At 42.3% G+C, this 16,817-nt stretch carries 13 protein-coding genes; 7 read left to right on the forward strand and 6 right to left on the reverse strand.

The window, feature by feature from the left end:
• Positions 1 to 12 precede the first annotated feature (12 nt).
• Genes BFP97_RS10515 through BFP97_RS10525 form a run of 3 tightly spaced genes read left to right on the forward strand, consistent with a single transcriptional unit; the run spans position 13 to position 4,617 of the window.
• A complete protein-coding gene (locus tag BFP97_RS10515) occupies positions 13 to 915 on the forward strand; it encodes a FecR family protein (protein WP_069842375.1) in 903 nt (300 codons plus the stop codon).
• A complete protein-coding gene (locus BFP97_RS10520; protein ID WP_083262510.1) occupies positions 915 to 3,617 on the forward strand; it encodes a TonB-dependent receptor domain-containing protein in 2,703 nt (900 codons plus the stop codon). The genes BFP97_RS10515 and BFP97_RS10520 overlap by 1 nt, the downstream gene beginning before the upstream one ends.
• 52 nt (positions 3,618 to 3,669) lie before the next feature.
• On the forward strand, positions 3,670 to 4,617 hold the full coding sequence (locus BFP97_RS10525; protein WP_069842377.1) for a FecR family protein: 948 nt from the start codon (positions 3,670 to 3,672) through the stop codon (positions 4,615 to 4,617).
• 98 nt (positions 4,618 to 4,715) lie between these two features.
• Here the strand turns inward: BFP97_RS10525 and BFP97_RS10530 are convergent, their stop codons facing one another.
• Positions 4,716 to 6,002 (reverse strand): UDP-N-acetylmuramoyl-tripeptide--D-alanyl-D-alanine ligase, encoded by a 1,287-nt coding sequence (locus BFP97_RS10530; protein ID WP_317039329.1) that lies wholly within the window; start codon positions 6,000 to 6,002, stop codon positions 4,716 to 4,718.
• A gap of 102 nt (positions 6,003 to 6,104) precedes the next feature.
• Here BFP97_RS10530 and BFP97_RS10535 point away from each other — a divergent pair, with 102 nt between their 5' ends.
• Positions 6,105 to 8,255, forward strand: coding sequence for an FG-GAP-like repeat-containing protein (locus BFP97_RS10535; protein WP_069842379.1), 2,151 nt, complete (start codon positions 6,105 to 6,107; stop codon positions 8,253 to 8,255).
• Positions 8,252 to 8,647 (forward strand): hypothetical protein, encoded by a 396-nt coding sequence (locus BFP97_RS10540; RefSeq protein ID WP_069842380.1) that lies wholly within the window; start codon positions 8,252 to 8,254, stop codon positions 8,645 to 8,647. The genes BFP97_RS10535 and BFP97_RS10540 overlap by 4 nt, the downstream gene beginning before the upstream one ends.
• Here BFP97_RS10540 and BFP97_RS10545 read toward each other — a convergent pair.
• The 3 genes from BFP97_RS10545 to BFP97_RS10555 all read right to left on the reverse strand — a co-directional run bounded on the left by BFP97_RS10545 (position 8,634) and on the right by BFP97_RS10555 (position 13,443).
• Positions 8,634 to 9,407, reverse strand: a complete 774-nt coding sequence (locus BFP97_RS10545; protein ID WP_069842381.1) for an amidohydrolase — start codon at positions 9,405 to 9,407, stop codon at positions 8,634 to 8,636. The genes BFP97_RS10540 and BFP97_RS10545 overlap by 14 nt on opposite strands.
• Before the next feature lie 109 nt (positions 9,408 to 9,516).
• On the reverse strand, positions 9,517 to 10,659 hold the full coding sequence (locus BFP97_RS10550) for a methionine aminotransferase (protein WP_069842382.1): 1,143 nt from the start codon (positions 10,657 to 10,659) through the stop codon (positions 9,517 to 9,519).
• A gap of 33 nt (positions 10,660 to 10,692) precedes the next feature.
• Positions 10,693 to 13,443 (reverse strand): alpha/beta hydrolase family protein, encoded by a 2,751-nt coding sequence (locus BFP97_RS10555; protein WP_069842383.1) that lies wholly within the window; start codon positions 13,441 to 13,443, stop codon positions 10,693 to 10,695.
• A 403-nt stretch (positions 13,444 to 13,846) separates the two neighbouring features.
• Between BFP97_RS10555 and BFP97_RS10560 the strand changes: the two genes are divergently transcribed.
• The gene (locus BFP97_RS10560; protein WP_139135264.1) at positions 13,847 to 14,563 is read left to right on the forward strand and encodes a DUF6090 family protein; all 717 of its coding nucleotides are present in this window, start codon (positions 13,847 to 13,849) and stop codon (positions 14,561 to 14,563) included.
• A 44-nt stretch (positions 14,564 to 14,607) separates the two neighbouring features.
• Positions 14,608 to 15,273: a DUF6090 family protein gene (locus tag BFP97_RS10565; RefSeq protein WP_069842385.1), complete on the forward strand. Its 666-nt coding sequence runs from the start codon at positions 14,608 to 14,610 to the stop codon at positions 15,271 to 15,273.
• Positions 15,274 to 15,499: 226 nt separating this feature from the next.
• Here BFP97_RS10565 and BFP97_RS10570 read toward each other — a convergent pair whose 3' ends face one another.
• Positions 15,500 to 16,144, reverse strand: coding sequence for a DUF6624 domain-containing protein (locus tag BFP97_RS10570; RefSeq protein WP_139135265.1), 645 nt, complete (start codon positions 16,142 to 16,144; stop codon positions 15,500 to 15,502).
• A gap of 8 nt (positions 16,145 to 16,152) precedes the next feature.
• Positions 16,153 to 16,692, reverse strand: coding sequence for a hypothetical protein (locus tag BFP97_RS10575; RefSeq protein ID WP_069842387.1), 540 nt, complete (start codon positions 16,690 to 16,692; stop codon positions 16,153 to 16,155).
• Positions 16,693 to 16,817: the final 125 nt, after the last annotated feature.

The following is a 16,817-nucleotide window of genomic DNA, read 5'->3' on the forward strand; positions in this document are numbered from 1 at the left end:
TAATTTGAAATCGTGAAAGAGGACAAACTCATTCAAGACTGGCTTTCTGATGAAGTTTCGGCAAATGAAATGGCTGAGATGGAACAAATCCTTGCCTTCACCGAAAACCTGAAGGTGCCTGAGAGGAAATCAAAGACAGACGTCTGGGCCGATGTACTTGGCAAAATCAATGAAGAGTCTTCAGACAACGAATTCATACTAGTCCCTGAGACTTCTACAAACCGAAAATGGATCGCTTGGGTAGCAAGTATCGCAGCACTCTTCTTTATCGGTTATTTTGGTATGCAAGGCACCCCTGAGCCTTCCATTTATAGCACAGAGTTTGCCGATAATATCACCCATAGCCTGCCTGACAACTCAGTAGTCACTATCAATGCTCAAAGCTCTATATCGTTAATCGAGGAGAATTGGTCAAATGAGAGGTCACTCAGACTAAGTGGAGAAGCCTTTTTCGAAGTTGAGCCGGGAAGTAAGTTCACTGTTGCCACTGATTTGGCTGAAGTAAGTGTATTAGGAACATCCTTCAATGTTTTCTCTAGAGATGACGAACTGATCGTATCTACCTTTAGTGGAAAAGTAGAAGTCAAGAACAATGAAAACACGGTTGTATTGGAAAAAGGAGATCAATTAACTCATGTTCCGGCCGAAAATATCTGGAAGGTTGATCGTTTTAATCAAAATGAAACAGCTACCTGGAGAACAGGCGCATTTTACTTTGATACCACACCACTGCAAAAAGTCATTGACGAACTCGAAAGACAATTTGACATCAAAATCAATGTATCCATAGACCTAAGAGACCGTTTCTATTCAGGATACTTCAGCAAAACTAACCTAACTGAAGCCCTGCAACTCGTTTTTGTCCCAATGGGATTGACTACAGAAATAGAAGGAAACCAAGTAAATGTGCAATAGTGCGATTTATTTACTGTCTGTTTTTTGGGCTAATTACATCAGTGCTTGTGGCGCAAGACATCAACACGCTAAGAATAACTGAGCGTTTTGACGATGTAGCACTGGCCAAAGTAATCCGTACCCTCAGAAACAAGTATGACATTAAGATTGCCTATGATGATGCCTTAATCACAGGTGTTATCATTGACGGGGCTTACACGGGGCTTACACTGACCAACTTTCTCGATAATATCCTCAAAGACAAGGGAATAGATTACCAAATACTTAACGGGAAAATCATTTTAATACCCAAACAAGTCAACCTGGACATCTCAACACCAAGCCTATTCGATCTGACAGTTTTTGGCTCTGTTCAAGATGCTACCACAGGTGAAAGTTTACCCAATGCCCTTGTCCGTGTTAGAGGTGAATCTAGAGGTACAGTCACCAATAAAGACGGCTATTTTGTGCTTCCACAGGTACCCAATGACACGAGCACTATAGAAATCTCTTACTTGGGCTATAAGAAAGCAGAAATCAAACTTATTCCTGGTAATACAAGGAAAACACTGGAGATTTTAATGGAAGAAAGCATCGTTGAGTTATCGGACTTTGTGGTGGTAGAAAACCAAAGAAAGACCGTTCGCTACGGAGATGAAATCTCCCAAATGACCATTGACCCTCGTAACCTGGCAGCCCTGCCCAGTCTTGGTGAGTTTGATGTATTCCGATCACTTCAACTTTTACCGGGAATAGGAGGCACCAATGAGACTTCCTCGGCCCTTACGATCAGGAATAGCCCTTCTACTCATAATCTGGTACTTTTTGATGGTTTCAATATTTATCGACTGGATCACTTCTTTGGGGTTTATAGTGCGATCAATTCAGATGCCATTCGTGATATTCAGATCTACAAAGGTGGCTTTGGAGCCAAGTATGGAGGCAGAATAGCTGGTGTGGTTGATATGACGGGTAATACCGGAAGTTTTAAGGAACCGAGTTACTCTCTTGGGGTGAATTTACTCAGTGCCCGATTTAGTGTGAACACTCCACTGAACGGAGGAAGAGGTGCGCTACATATCAGTGCCAGAAGAGCCTATACTGACATTATTCGAAGCAAACTCTTCGAAAATCTGTACAGAAACTTTCGAGAAGAATCCAATGATATTGAAGGCATTAATGCCGATGATGTATTAAGGCCCAATTTCAATTTCTATGATATCAATGCCAAAGCAACCTATAACATTTCCAATCGCGATGTGATGAGTCTAACGCTCTACAATGGGCAAGACAATCTGGATTCCAACTTCGAAGCGATCGAGCGAGGACCAAACAACAATATTCGAAGCATTCAAGAAGTAGAAGAAAATGCCAACTGGGGCAATACAGGTATCGGTCTTATTTGGTCCAGAAAGTGGGACAGAAACTTCAATTCAAGCTTTCAATTCGCCTACTCAGATCATTTCTATAAATACAGTTATTCAGACACTACCCGTGATGGAACGGGCACAGCCAGACGATTTAACAACCTAGATAGGAGAAACGATGTGGAGGACTATCAATTCAACATTCGGAATGAATTGTTTCTCGGCAAAAGGCATCGTCTGGACTTTGGCACCAATTATTCTGATCTAAATGTGAATAGCCAGTTGATGATCAACGATCGAAGCAGATTGACGGGAAGACTCTTCAACGGTTCAGGTTCCATTTTTTCTATCTACGCATCAGACAAATTCTACATCACTCCTAAACTGTTGCTTAACCCAGGGCTCAGATACAATATCTCCAGTCTTTCAGATGAGAGCTTCCTTTCCAACCGTTTAGGCATCATTTATCAAGTCACTCCCGAATTTGAGCTCAAGGTCTCAGCAGGTAATTACTATCAAATCATTCGTGAGCAGAATTTTGACGACCCATTTACCAATGCTCAAGATGGTTGGATACTCGCAGACCAGGAAGCTACTGGGCCTGGGAACCAGTTTTCGGTCTTAGAATCTGATCATTGGATTGCTGGTTTTCAATATGAGAAAAACAGCCTGACAGTCGATGTTGAATTCTATAAGAAGACTGTGTCAGGCCTCTCCGAAAACATTGTCTCTTATGTGGTAAACCCAATTACAAATATCAGGCGTGCCCAGATTATGGATGCCTTAGGCACCAGTGACATAGTGGGGATAGATTTCTTAGTTCAAAAAGAGGTTGGTCCTTATCAGGGATGGATATCTTACACTCGAAGCAAGGCAACGAACCAATTTGATGTGATCAATGCCGGGGCCGAAATACCTTCAAGAGAAGATCAGCGTAACGAATTAAAGCTTGTTAACATTCTTGAACTACCGGAGTGGAACTTTGCTGCTACTTGGACATATGGCAGCGGCAAGCCATTTTTCGAACCGGAAATTAACTTCTTTAGAAACAACTTGAATGAGGTAGTGAACTTTGAAGTAATCAACACGAATAAGGCTGTAACCCGATTACCAGCTTACCATAGACTTGACATTTCGGTAGCCAGAAAGTTCGAAAATGAATACATGAAAGGTGAACTCGGTTTGTCTATTTTAAATGTTTATAATCGACTGAATATTCAAAGTAGAAGACTCAATCGAGAAGCTTTGGAAACTTTCATTGATCAGAACCCGGGTGGTCCCGTACCGACCGACTTGTACCGAGATATTGCACTCCTGGATTTAACCCCTTCAATTTTCCTAAATCTTTATTTCTAATTTTTGAATAACGAGGTAGGGTTTGCCTCATTTTCCGTGTATTAACATCAAAATGCAGGAAAAAGGGCACAATAGACACTGGGAACAGGATTGGCTAGAGGGTAAAATATCTAGTACCGAAGCAAAATCGAATGCTTCGGACCCAGATTCTTTTGATGTGCTCAGCAAATACATTGAGAAGGCATCTAATTTGAAGGCTCCAGAAAAGACTTCAAAAGCAGATGCTTGGAAGCATATTGAGGCTAGAATTTCCGAATCACCTAAAGCGAAAGTAATATCAATCAATAGAAGATATTGGTTGACAGGAGTAGCGGCCTCTTTCATCTTAATTGTCAGTGCATTTTTCTTGTTTGATGGAGCCTTTGAAGGCCGAGTGAATGTTAATACTGAGCTTGCAGAAGTTCAGACCATTTATTTACCTGATAGCTCCGTTGTCTATTTAAATGCTGAGACAGAGATTTCATATTCGAAAAAGGGCTGGGAAACTAATCGCGTGTTAATGTTGAGTGGAGAAGCCTTTTTCGAAGTGAAACGCGGAAGCAACTTTACGGTCAATACGCCTAATGGTAAAGTTGAGGTCTTAGGAACAAGCTTTAACGTACGTTCCAGAGCAGCAGACTTTGAAGTGTCTTGTAAGACGGGTAAGGTCAGAGTAACTGAATTTCTCTCAGAAACTCAGCAAATACTAACACCAGGCCTCAAGACTAAAATTAAAAGCGGTGAATTGATTGAACCACTCGAACTGAATATATCAAATGTAGACCTTTGGAGATCGGGGGAATACTTCTTGGAGAGTACCTCCATTAAAGAAGGCTTTGAAGAACTTGAGAGAATTTTTGATATCGAGATTGTTCAGGAACTATCCGAGTCAGAACTCAGTAGAGTCGGTACTTGGGACTTTGATAAAAACAATCTCTCAGAATCTATCCAATCGATATCCCAGACGATGGGATTCAATTTTGAGATAGCGGACAACAAAGTGATTATCAAACAGAGATAAAGAAATTAATAATAAGGTGGCACTACATGTTGATTAAGCAGTTTGAGCCACCATTCTTAGGTTGAGGTTGAGGGATGGGTGGTGCCGTCCCTCTTTTTTTATCCTAATGTTTCCAAAAGTGTCTCAAGACTCATACCTCTGGACCCCTTGATGATTATAGAGGCATTCGCTAAAGGATTCTTCTCTAAATGAGATTTCAATGTATCCTTGTCTTTCCAATAATGCGCTTTTGGATTGCCCAATTTCCCATACTCCATCAACTCTCCACAAAGATGAACTTCATCTAAATCAAGATCTGCTGTCAGTTTTCCTATGGCTTCATGCTCTTTAGGTGCATCATCACCGAGCTCAAACATATCACCCAGAATAGCCACTTTGTATCCTTCCTCTCCCCCTGCAAAATGTTTCAATGAAGCCAACATTGAAGATGGGTTGGCATTATAGGCATCGAGCAAAATGATATTACTTCCTTTCTTCATGATCTGTGATCGATTATTATCCGGATCATAATCAGAAACAGCTTTTAAGGCCTGCTCATGGTTCACTTCAAAATACTTGCCTACACAAAGTGCCGCCCCAATATTCTCAAAATTATAGGCGCCAGTAAGGTGTGTCTGACTTTCAAGACCCTCATCGGTCCTGAGTCTGAGTGTTGGCTGGCTTTCCAGAAGTTCTAGGTGTAAGTAGTCACCTTTAGCGGGATAATAATAAGGAGACTTCATTCTTCTCTTTGCAATGTTGGATAAAACATCACTTTGAGAATTCACAAAAATCACCCCCTCTTTCTGGATCAAATGATGATACAATTCGGACTTCCCTCTTATCACTCCCTCTACTCCACCGAAACCCTCCAGGTGAGCCTTGCCAATGTTCGTGATCAGCCCATGTGTAGGGTCCGCAATACCACATAGCTCGGCTATATCACCCACCTTGTTAGCACCCATTTCAATAATGGCGATCTCAATACTTTCATCGATTTGGAGTAAGGTTAAGGGTACCCCAATATGATTGTTAAAGTTCCCCTGCGTAGCATGCACTTTATACTTTTGCGAAAGCACATCCCGCATCAACTCCTTAGTAGTAGTCTTTCCATTGGAGCCCGTGATGCCAATAAAAGGTATATCAAACTGATTACGATGATGTCTACCTAGCTTTTGTAATGCCTCTAGACCATCTTCAACTACAAAATAGCGATCGTCCTTGGCAAAATGAGCATCATCGATCACGACAACACTAGCTCCCTTTTCAAGGGCTTGATCAGCAAATCGATGGGCATTAAAGTTTGGCCCTTTCAGGGCAAACCAAATATTTCCCTCTTTTATCGATCTGGTGTCAGTCGAAACCCCAGTACTTTTTAAATAAAGTTGATATAGCTGCTCGATCATTGAAGTCATCAATAAAGTTGCTACAAGTTAATACAGGTATGAAGAAAAACTGCGTTGATTAGAATTGAAACGACAGTTTTTTCAGATTACCTTGCCAGCTTAATGAGATCAATCCTTTTTCTTATCATTCTAAGCCTCCCTTTCTCCTTAAAAGGGCAGTTTGAATTTAGATATAAAACGGATGTCCCTTTTTCAAATCAAGGTAATCCACTGACCAGAGCTTGGGAAGGAGGCCTCAACGCTGCCCAGTTTCAAACCATGGATTTGAATGATGATGGCACGCAAGACCTGGTAGTTTACAATAGGATTTCACGTGATATCAACACCTATTTAAATGTCAATAACCAGTACGTTTGGGCGCCTGAGTTTGCTTATCTCTTTCCAGATGATGTCATACATTGGCTCATTTTGAAGGACTATGACTGCGATGGACAGAAAGATCTTTTTACCAGCACGGCTCTAGGAATAAAGGTTTATCGTAATGCCAGTGCTGGGGGAAATTTAACTTGGGAAGTCGCTCAACCCTTTTTGAGGTTCGATGCAGGCACCAATATTCAGGTGAGTCCCAATGACCTACCAGGAATTGCAGATATCAATGGGGATGGCGCCCTGGATATCCTCACCTATCGCTTTGGAACTTCCACTACGGTTGACTACTTCCAAAACACAGGCACATGTGGCTCACTGGAGTTTGCACGTGTGGAAAGACAATGGGGTGGGTTTACCGAATGCGACTGCGATAGTTTTTCTTTTGGCGGAGTGCCATGCCCAACACTTTCGGCAAAGTCAGGAGTCAATGGTGGAGAGGCAATTCTTCATGCCGGAGGAAAGACACTACTACCCTTCGATGCCGATAATGATGGGGACATGGACCTTATCAGCTCAGATGAATTTTGTGAATCTCTTTACTTCCTTGAGAATACTGGTGATAACCTCAATGCTCAAATGACATCGCTGTCAAGCTTCCCCATCAACAATCCTGCAGGTTTCAAGATTTTTCCTGGTGCCTTTCTGGAAGACATCAACTTTGATGGGTTAATGGACTTAATTATTTCTACCAATGCAGATGAGAACATTGGTAATGAAATCGATCTTAGAGATAACGTCAAGGTTTACACTAACACCGGAAGTTCAACCATACCCGTCTTCGATCAGCCTTCTACTTCTTTCTTCCAGAATGATATGATCGACCTGGGTGAAAATGCCTTCCCAGCCTTTAATGACATGGATGGGGACGGTGATCTTGATCTGATTATTGGCAACAAGGGTTTTCTAAACGGCCTTGATATTGCGGGAACACTTTCTTTTGTAGATAATACGGGTAACCGTTTCGCACCGTCCTTTAACTTGACAAACGGTGACTACCAAGGTCTGGAAAACCTCAACTATCAGAATATCAAACCCCAGTTCACAGATGCTGATAATGACGGAGATAATGACCTCTTCTATCAGGTAACGCTCAGCAACAATGAAACGCGAATCTACCTCCAAGAAATAAATGAGGGTAATTTGACACCAGCTGTTGAACTACCCATTGCCACCAACTTCGATGACAACCCTTTCTTTTATGATATTGATGATGATGGAGACCTTGATCTATTGCTGGGCAAACAACTCGGTAGCTTATCACTGTTCATCAATGAGGGCAACTTCAGTTTTGCAGCTGAAATCACAAATTTTGGTGGCATAACAAATGACTTTCAAGCGCTAAACTTATGGCCACATGTGGCTGACCTAAATGCTGATGGTGAAGACGAACTGATCACGCTAAGCGCTTCGGGTGTCATGAATATTTACGAAGGACCGATTAATCGGAACTTTGTAGGAGGCGATCCTCAAACAGAAGTACTCAGCATCAATAACCTTCCATTTACAACTCAATTCGGAAGACAAAACAGCCTTACAAGTGCCGATATCTTCAATACCGGTAGACCAGCATTGATCATCGGAAGCGGAAAAGGAGGCCTCTTCCTGCTTGAAAATATAAGCAATGGTAGCGGTGGCAGTGGTAATGAAATTCAAATCTCACTTTCACCAAACCCAACAGACGACCGTATGACCATACTAACCAACACCGATGGTTTCGCGGAGATCTATGACATCACCGGTCGCAAGAAACATTTCAATATCAATATCCAAAGCGGGGTGAGTAAAGTCTTGAACCTTGGCAGGCTACCTGTTGGTTTGTACATTCTAAGGATTGTCAATAACCAGAGTAAATCGGCAACTCGCAAAATTCTCGTGTATCGATGACACTCTACCTCTACTTACAAGTCAAACCCTTAGAGAAAGTCAAGTTTGGTTCATACCTGGTCGAGGCCTTGCAGAACCTAAGCCTAGAACTGAATGCCATAGACCTAGACTCCCACTCCGAATCTTTTGTAGTAACAAAAGCAACCGAAGCCATTTCAAAAGCAGAAAAGCTAATCCTTCATTTAGATGTGATTGATAATGAACCTGTTGGAAGTATTGGTATCATATTCGAGACAATCAGACGAAACAGGCAACCTCTTTTATGCATAAGGGAAGGTGTTCATCACAATATTGACAAAATGCTGAAGTTGAGTGGTACTGCACCTCATGAGGTAGACTCTAAGGCATCGGCTATCGAACTAATTTCTGATTTCCTAACTACTCAATCCTGAATTGATCAGCATCTAGGTGTGCTGGAAACTTCTCTCGAAAATCGTCCAAGCTAGATCTGCTCAAAGTCAGATTGACAATCTCCTCCTCTTCGGAAAAGGCCAGCGTTTCACCCTTTGGAGAATAGGCACCCGTATGACCATTATACTCAATCTCCTTACCGTCCTTTCCCACACGATTCAACCCAACAGTGTAAGCCACATTTTCCATAGCACGGGCCTTTAACAGCGTATCCCAGGCGTTTACTCTCACGGCTGGCCAATTCGCTACATAAAGCAGTAGATCGTATTCCAGGTTAACATTACGAGACCAAACTGGGAATCGTAGATCATAGCAAATCAAAGGGCATATTTTCCATCCTCTCCATTCCACTACCAATCGATCGACCCCTTCTGCAAAGTGGCTATGCTCATTCGCCATTCTAAAAAGGTGGCGCTTGTCGTAAGTTTTATACTGACCATCTGGTTGCATCCAAACCAGACGATTGAAAGTCTTCCCTCCTTCTTTGACGATGTATGATCCAGTAACGACAGCCTCCTTTTGAGCGGCCATCTGCTTCATCCACTTGAAGCTGGTAAGGTTCATGGGCTCGCTCAGGCCTTCATGCTCCATCGTAAAACCCGTCTGGAACATTTCGGGGAGCACGATGATGTCCGTAGGCTCGGTGATCTGCCAGATCTTCTCCTCGAACATGGCAAGGTTTGCATCAATTTGATGCCAATAAATATCCGATTGAATCAGCGCTAGTTTTAGATCTTGCATAGGGCTTCAAATTTAACACGTCATTCTGAGACTGAGGTACGAAGTCGAAAGAATCCCCTGATTAGGAGATTCCTTCGGTCTCTACTGTCCCTCGGAATGACGGTCCACATTAAAGCTCACAAAGTTTCTCAGCAGCAGCCTCCAAGGTCTCCTCATTTTTAGCAAAGCAAAAACGAAGCACCTTATTATCTTGCTTATCCTGATAGAATACGGACATCGGAATCGTAGCCACTCCCACCTCCTTGGTCATCCATTCTGAAAAGGCCACATCGCCCTTATCGCTTATCGCACTATAATCCATCAACTGAAAGTAAGTGCCTTGTGATGGAACAGGCTTAAATCGTGAGCTATCCATCACCTTCAGAAAGAAGTCCCGCTTTTTCTGATACATCGGGGCTACTGATTCGTAGTGATCCGGCTTTTTTAAGTAATCAGCAATTGAATATTGAGTGGCCGTATGAATCGTGAAAGTATTGTACTGGTGTACCTTTCTAATTTCAGTCATGAGTGTGGACGGAGCAATCAAATAACCCATGCGCCAACCTGTGGCATGAAAAGTCTTCCCAAAAGATGAGGTAACAATACTCCGAGCTCTTAATGCCTCCGATCTAAGTACGGATTGATGAGCCTCCCCATCAAATACAATATGTTCATACACCTCATCCGATAAAACCATGATTCCTGTTCCTGATGTAATCCGCTCCAATGCTTCAAGGTCATGCGCAGAGATAGTCGCTCCGCTCGGATTATGAGGGGAGTTGATCATGATCATTCTGGTCTTCTCGGTGATTTGCTCACTCACAGCCGACCAGTCAATGCTGTAGTCCGGTTGTCTTAAAGGAACACCAATCGCCTTTGCTCCCTGAAGATTGATGATTGGCTCATATGCATCATAAGCAGGGTCCATTATGATCACTTCATCCCCGGTATGGATAAGTGCTGTGACGGCACTATTGATCGCCTCAATAGCCCCGCAGGTAACGGTTATTTCCGAATCTATATTGGGTTTCCAGCCATAACAATGCTCCGTTTTGGTGGCAATCGCCTCCCTTAAGATCGGCACACCCGGCATGGGAGCATATTGATTCATACCCTGTTGCATATAATGATGCACTCGATCAATTAACTTAGGAGATACTGGAAAATCAGGAAAGCCCTGGGCTAGATTAATGGCTCCATATTCATTGGCCATTTTCGACATTTTGGTGAAAATGGTAACACCAACATCAGGCAGTTTCGATTCTATTTGCATAGTAATGATGAAGAGGTTTTGACTTACAGCAAACTACCTGTGATTAGTAAGTTCCAAGCCTTGATTAATACCCTTTTCTATTGCCGGAACTCCTCTTTCCATCCATACAGGTTTTGGAGCACCCTTTAGGTAATAGTCGAAGAACTGCGCCATTCGCACATTAAAGTCTTTTCTGTTCTGTCGTTTCAATGGCCAGTGAGGTTCTCCATTATAGTTGAGGAACCACGAAGGCTTTCCTAATCTTCTCAAGGAAACAAAGAACTCAATACCCTGATACCATGGTACGTGACCATCGGCATCATTATGCATAATCAATAGTGGTGTATTGATCTTGTCGATATTGAAAATTGGAGAATTCTCAATGTATCGTGCTGGGTACTCCCAAGGCGTTCCCCCAATTCTACTTTGGGTATGCTCATATTGAAACTGACGACTTAATCCTGTCCACCAACGAATACCACCATAAGCACTGATCATGTTAGGCACGGGAGCACCTGATTCTGCTGCTTTAAAGATGTCAGTCTTGGTAACCAAGTAAGCAATTTGATAGCCTCCCCAGCTATGGCCTTGCACACCAATATTGTCCTTGTCGATGAAACCCTTCTCAATCAATGAAGTAACACCCGGCACCACACTATTCAACGCACTCTCCCCTGGGTAACCAATACGGTAATGCACATCAGGATTGAAAATGACATAGCCCCTGCTTGTATACCAGCTATAGCTAATCGTAGAACGCCCGGCTGCCGGAGGCCTATGTCCAAAAACGCCATCCGAACTCTTCTCATAGAAGTTCACAATCATCGGGTACTTCTTATTAGGGTCGAAGTTCTCTGGCTTAATCAACATTCCTGTCAATGGCTTTCCATCTAAAGAAGTCCAATGGACAAGCTCCGAAGTTCCCCAGTTGTATTCCGATTGCTGTGGGTTAGCATCGGAAACTTGGGTTGTTTCCTTAAAAGAAAGGTCGGAAACATGAATGTTTGGAAACTCTACAAACGACTCTTTGGTAAACATTACATGATCAGCATCTTGTGCTTTTACTGGTCGGCCATATCTGAAAGGTCCTTCTAAAAGCTGTTTTCCTCTGCCATTCCTTGGGTTCAACTCATAATATCCGCTATGCTTATTCTCATTATTGAAAGTGGTCAGCAACCATTTCTCTTTCTTGTCAATAAATCGCGCTTCATTATCCAAAGTCACATAGCGATACGTCATGCCTTGTTCACGACCTTTTGTAATTCTTTCTCCCTCACCGGTTTCAGGATTGTATTCCCAAATATCATATCGATCATAGATCAAGATACTTTTATCATCTTCCGTCCATCCTGCTGATCCATAGGCGCTCGGAAAGTTCGGTGAATCATTTAATTCGTTATAAAACACCTCTCCTTTCGTAAGCGATCGGTAGTTCTCTGTATTCAAATTATAAGCAAACCAAGCACTATCAGCAGCACTATACCCATAAGCATAGTTTCCACCAGGACTTAAGCGCACCTGACCTCTTACCTTTTTAAAAGCAGACTTAACGGCTCCAGTTTCAACATCAACTAGGCTGTAGTCACTATAAGAGCCACCTTCCCATTGCCTTTGTAGTTCATAAGGCGCAGATGTACTGGCCAAAGCAAGCTTGGCATTTCCCTCATCGCCCAAGGACACATTGGGTAATTCCGTGGTGGCCAGCTGAACCATTTGATTCCCTTTATTTAGGTGGATCGTTGCCAGGTAAGACTTTCTCCGATCGTTCTCCAGCTGTAATTCTTGAACCGTATAGAGTCTCGGTTCGTCATAAGTCCAAACCTCAACATTCACGATTTCCTCATCGAGCAGGGAAGTGTCTTGCAAAATGGGAGGAGTTCCTAAGCCGAAGTAGAGCTTCGACTCATCCTCTGCATAGCTAATGGATCGATCGGCCGATACGCGATAGCCATCAGGAGCACTCTCCTTATCTACCAGTTTTTCAGCCGTATCCATTCCTTTCGACCATGAATACAAAGCATTCGGCCTCACCAGAGCTTTCGTAGTGTCTAAGTCAGCCACAAAGGACACATGTTCTCCCGAAGCACTAATACTCATTTGTGGATATTCTGCCTTCTTGGCTGAAAATATCTGTTTTGGACCTTCTCCTTTGAGTTCATCAATATATACCCCAGGTGTCTCCAAATTCAGCGGGCCTGATACATAGGTAAGTGCTTGTCCATCTTTGGCAAAAGCATATTTCTTAACATATTTCAGTGTGTCTTGCTGACCATTATTTAGATTTCTAATGATGGTATGGTAACCGTTCTTGCCACTGGGTTTTTCCCCTTTATCAGAAGCCACCGCATTGGCATCCAGTTGATATGCTAAAAAGCCACCCCACTTCTGAGGCATTCTAAAATTCCTTACCATCGGAATCTTCACCAAAGCTTTTGTCTTTAGGTTTAGGATGCCCAAAGAGTCTTTTGGCATATCATCACTCTTGGTTTTTTGTCTTTTCAATTCCCTTATTGATGACTGCCAAGGTTTAATAGTGAATACTGCAAAGTCACTATAATAGGTGAACTGGCCGCTATATCCACGATCATATTCAAACACCATATTTCCATTGGTATCTTTTATTTTCAGGAAGTTATCTTCTTCCCCTTTTTCCAGCGAATACATAATGAACTCTCCATTTCGGGAGATACGCTGATTTTCTATGGTATTCCAGATATCAAAATCAGGATGGTCGAGTGTTTTCTTTTGTCCAAAAGCCGTAACGGAGATAAGTAGACAAAGGATGGTTAGGATATTGGTTTTCATAAGCTGAAGGTTTCGATAACACTAATTTAAGAGGGATGAAGATAAGGACTTATCTTTTTTTACTACTGGCACCTCTGCCATTAGAAGCTGCCCACTCACCACCACTAAAAATTCCGTATATTTTGAGTACTCAACCAAAACATGATTCGCCAAGTGAACTGGAAATTACCCTCTCTTTTGTCCTCCTCTCGAGCCTGCCTGATCAGTAGACAGGGAGGTGCTCGAAGAGCGGAGGAGGAAGTTTCAAAAACCCTCCCCCTAGCCCCCTCCAAAGGGGGACAGTTTCGTATTCAAAATTCCATTCTACAATGATCCGCAAAACCAACTACCCCTTTAAACATGATCCGATAGCGCTTCCTTAAAACCCATGCTCAACTTCCTCAGAAAACTTAGACGCAACGAAATGAAAAGCACCAGGTACCTGAAATATGCCTTTGGTGAGATTTTACTTGTAGTGATCGGTATCCTTATCGCATTCCAGGTTAACAATTGGAATGAAGGAAGAAAGCAAAGAATTGAAGAGACAAAGCTTCTTCAAAGCATCAAAGTAGACTTTGAACAAACGAAAGCCACACTACAAGCCTTGAACATCAGAAGAGAGGAATCACTCTCTAACTTCAAAAGACTCATTGAGGTGAGAAATTCAGGTGACTTCTCCAATGAATTGCACATTGATACGCTATTGGCTAAGGCCACCTTCACCCCAACTTACAATGGCAACACCAGTTCTATTGCTATTGTGATCAACTCTGGCAAAATCAATCTATTGAGCAATGATTCATTGAAATCGATGCTGCTGGCCTGGCCATCGCAAATAGAGAATTTGATTGAAAGGGAATTGGATGCCAAAGTAGTCACCAATGAAGAATGGGTGCCTTTTGCACAGCGCTATACCTCCGTAAATGATTGGTTCAAAAACTATAGTTTTCCTGCACCTTCGAAAGAAAGAGAATCCAAAGTTAGCAAAGACTATAAGGGCCTTTTCAATGATCGTAGATTTGAGAATACCATAACCAAACTAGAACTGCTGTATATCGCTGCCAAAAGTCGAACAAATGGCCTAATCAACAGTACCAATTCGATCATTGAAATAATTGATGAGGATCTCGAAAACAGATAAACTAAGTAATGCCCAACATCTTCCGAAAGCTTAGACGTTCCAATATGAAATCAACCAAGTATTTGAAATATGCAGTGGGTGAAATTTTCCTTGTAGTCATAGGTATCCTGATCGCTTTGAGTATCAACAATTGGAACACCAAAAATCAATTCTCCAAGTGGGAAAAACAGTACCTGATTGACCTAGAGAATGAGTTAAGTGCAAACCTTGAGCAACTTCAGGAAGTAGATTCAATCCAGAGTTTAGTGGGTGAATCTCTTGAAAGGACCATCGCAGTATTAGAAAATGATCCTGAGAATATCAATGAGCTAAACCTTAACTACCAAATAGTTCAATCTCAAAACCCTACTTTCTTCCCCACATCAGGAGTATATGAGACGTCTCTAGCCTCTGGGAAAATAGAAGAGATTAAGAACAACAAGCTCAAATACGAGATTATGAATTTGTACAACCGCTATTTTGAACGTACTATGTACAATGGTGAGGTGCTGGATGGTGTAGTAGAAAAAATTGACTGGGACATTCTGATCTATTGGGACTCTAGAACCCAAAAGTTTAAACCCCTAAAAAAAGCCTATGGAAGTGAATTGATCAAGCTCATGAACTATCACTTGGAACAAAATCAAGTTTATACACAAATAGTCAAAACCAACATTACCAAGTTGATTGAACTCAAATCTTCGGTTGATCAAGAATTAAACAACACTTGACCTTCTTGCTAAACTTATCGCATAGAAACTCGTGATAGCGACTGATTAAATACTCCGGATTATCTAAACAATTCTTATCAACAGTCTGATTGACATTGCATAAGCTTATCTTGCATACCAGCTAGTTGGTAGTTTGGAGTGAATTAAGATTGATGATAATTTAAATCTAACTTCTGGTAAAAGCTTAAGAAACAGCCCTCTGGTGCAGACAGGAGGGCTGTTTTGGTTAATTCTTTTTCGAAGCTTCCCAGGCGGCTACGCGTTTCTTGTGAGCTTCCACATCCCATTTTAGGTTCCAGTATGCGATGTATTCTTCAATGGTTCCCAGGCCTACCGAGGCCCTTCTTTCATTGACTTTTTCGGGCTCAATCATAGGTAGCACATACAACTCCCCCGTTTCCTTGTCATTCCTTAGTTGGCTCCCATAGATCTGTTTCTTTCCTGTTTTAGTAGCCACCCGGTCTTCCAGCAGGGCAAGATTCTCTGAGCGTGCCTTTCCATCCTTCACTGCCCGTCTGATCATTGGCAACCGCCTGATCTGGACATCGAGTTTTGCATGTTGAATAACCAGAAAAAGTGCCACATTGCCTTTTGAGCCAACTACGTCCACTCCCAGCCAACCATGCTCATCCAGTATATCGTTTACTCGTTTGGTATGTAGAGAGTCAATTTCCATAATTTCATCCCATTTGGCCTTGACTTTTGGATCATCATTTCCTAGTTCGTCAATCAAGGCAATGACTTCATGCCTATGCTTAGAATCTTTTTCGAGCATGGCCTCCAACTCCTTGGCTAGGGCTTCATTGTACACCTCCTGCCCTAACAAGGGCGTGGATAGAAGTAGTAATAACAATTTTAATAGCTGTCTCATATCTCGGATTATTCTTTGATCATTACTGCCCACATCGTCCTTACCTTCATCTTTTCCTGTGCCTTTAGCTGTTCTGCAATTTGCTCGTCATTCAAACCCATCTCCCTGTAAGCGTCAAGCGTTGCTTGATCGGTCTTAAATTTCTGTCTCATTTCTCCAGTAGTTCCAATAATAGCGACCCAGCCATCAGGCTCTCCATTCATCATTTGCACAAAGGGTACCTCAATGGATGGATGTGAACTGCCTTGCCCATAAATCGAGGTGATCTGAGCAAATACATGGCCTTTGAGAATAGTAATGAATCCCGCGTCCGTCCAGTGTTCAAGACGTGCCCTACCTGTGGAGTCCCTTTTGCCCAACTCCCAACCCACTCTTATTGGGTTTCCATTCCTCACATAATCATTAAGCTCTTCCAAGCTTCCACTGATTCTATTTCCCTCTCTGTCTGCTTCGTAAACGACCTTGTACAAGCTACCTTCTTGAGCCGATAGTAAGCTGCTTACACAAAAGACGAGCAAACCTGTGATTAATAAATTTCTGAGTTTCATGTTCTTTTTTGAGGAAATCTGGGCTCTTCAAGTGCTATTCAGAAATTAATTCAACAAACAACCAGTTAACATCTACAAACGACACCAGCCTTATACGCTTCAAAATCGTATTTTAGATAGCTCGC

The sequence above is a fragment of the Roseivirga sp. 4D4 genome (genome assembly GCF_001747095.1).
GTDB lineage: Bacteria > Bacteroidota > Bacteroidia > Cytophagales > Cyclobacteriaceae > Roseivirga.

Bases quoted from the DNA above. Each gene is read 5' to 3' on its own strand.
- BFP97_RS10525 (WP_069842377.1), top strand. From the start codon at position 3,670: ATGCAGGAAAAAGGGCACAATAGACACTGGGAACAGGATTGGCTAGAG.
- BFP97_RS10530 (WP_317039329.1), bottom strand. From the start codon at position 6,002: ATGATCGAGCAGCTATATCAACTTTATTTAAAAAGTACTGGGGTTTCG.
- BFP97_RS10535 (WP_069842379.1), top strand. From the start codon at position 6,105: ATGAGATCAATCCTTTTTCTTATCATTCTAAGCCTCCCTTTCTCCTTA.
- BFP97_RS10540 (WP_069842380.1), top strand. From the start codon at position 8,252: ATGACACTCTACCTCTACTTACAAGTCAAACCCTTAGAGAAAGTCAAG.
- BFP97_RS10545 (WP_069842381.1), bottom strand. From the start codon at position 9,407: ATGCAAGATCTAAAACTAGCGCTGATTCAATCGGATATTTATTGGCAT.
- BFP97_RS10550 (WP_069842382.1), bottom strand. From the start codon at position 10,659: ATGCAAATAGAATCGAAACTGCCTGATGTTGGTGTTACCATTTTCACC.
- BFP97_RS10555 (WP_069842383.1), bottom strand. From the start codon at position 13,443: ATGAAAACCAATATCCTAACCATCCTTTGTCTACTTATCTCCGTTACG.
- BFP97_RS10560 (WP_139135264.1), top strand. From the start codon at position 13,847: ATGAAAAGCACCAGGTACCTGAAATATGCCTTTGGTGAGATTTTACTT.
- BFP97_RS10565 (WP_069842385.1), top strand. From the start codon at position 14,608: ATGAAATCAACCAAGTATTTGAAATATGCAGTGGGTGAAATTTTCCTT.
- BFP97_RS10570 (WP_139135265.1), bottom strand. From the start codon at position 16,144: ATGAGACAGCTATTAAAATTGTTATTACTACTTCTATCCACGCCCTTG.
- BFP97_RS10575 (WP_069842387.1), bottom strand. From the start codon at position 16,692: ATGAAACTCAGAAATTTATTAATCACAGGTTTGCTCGTCTTTTGTGTA.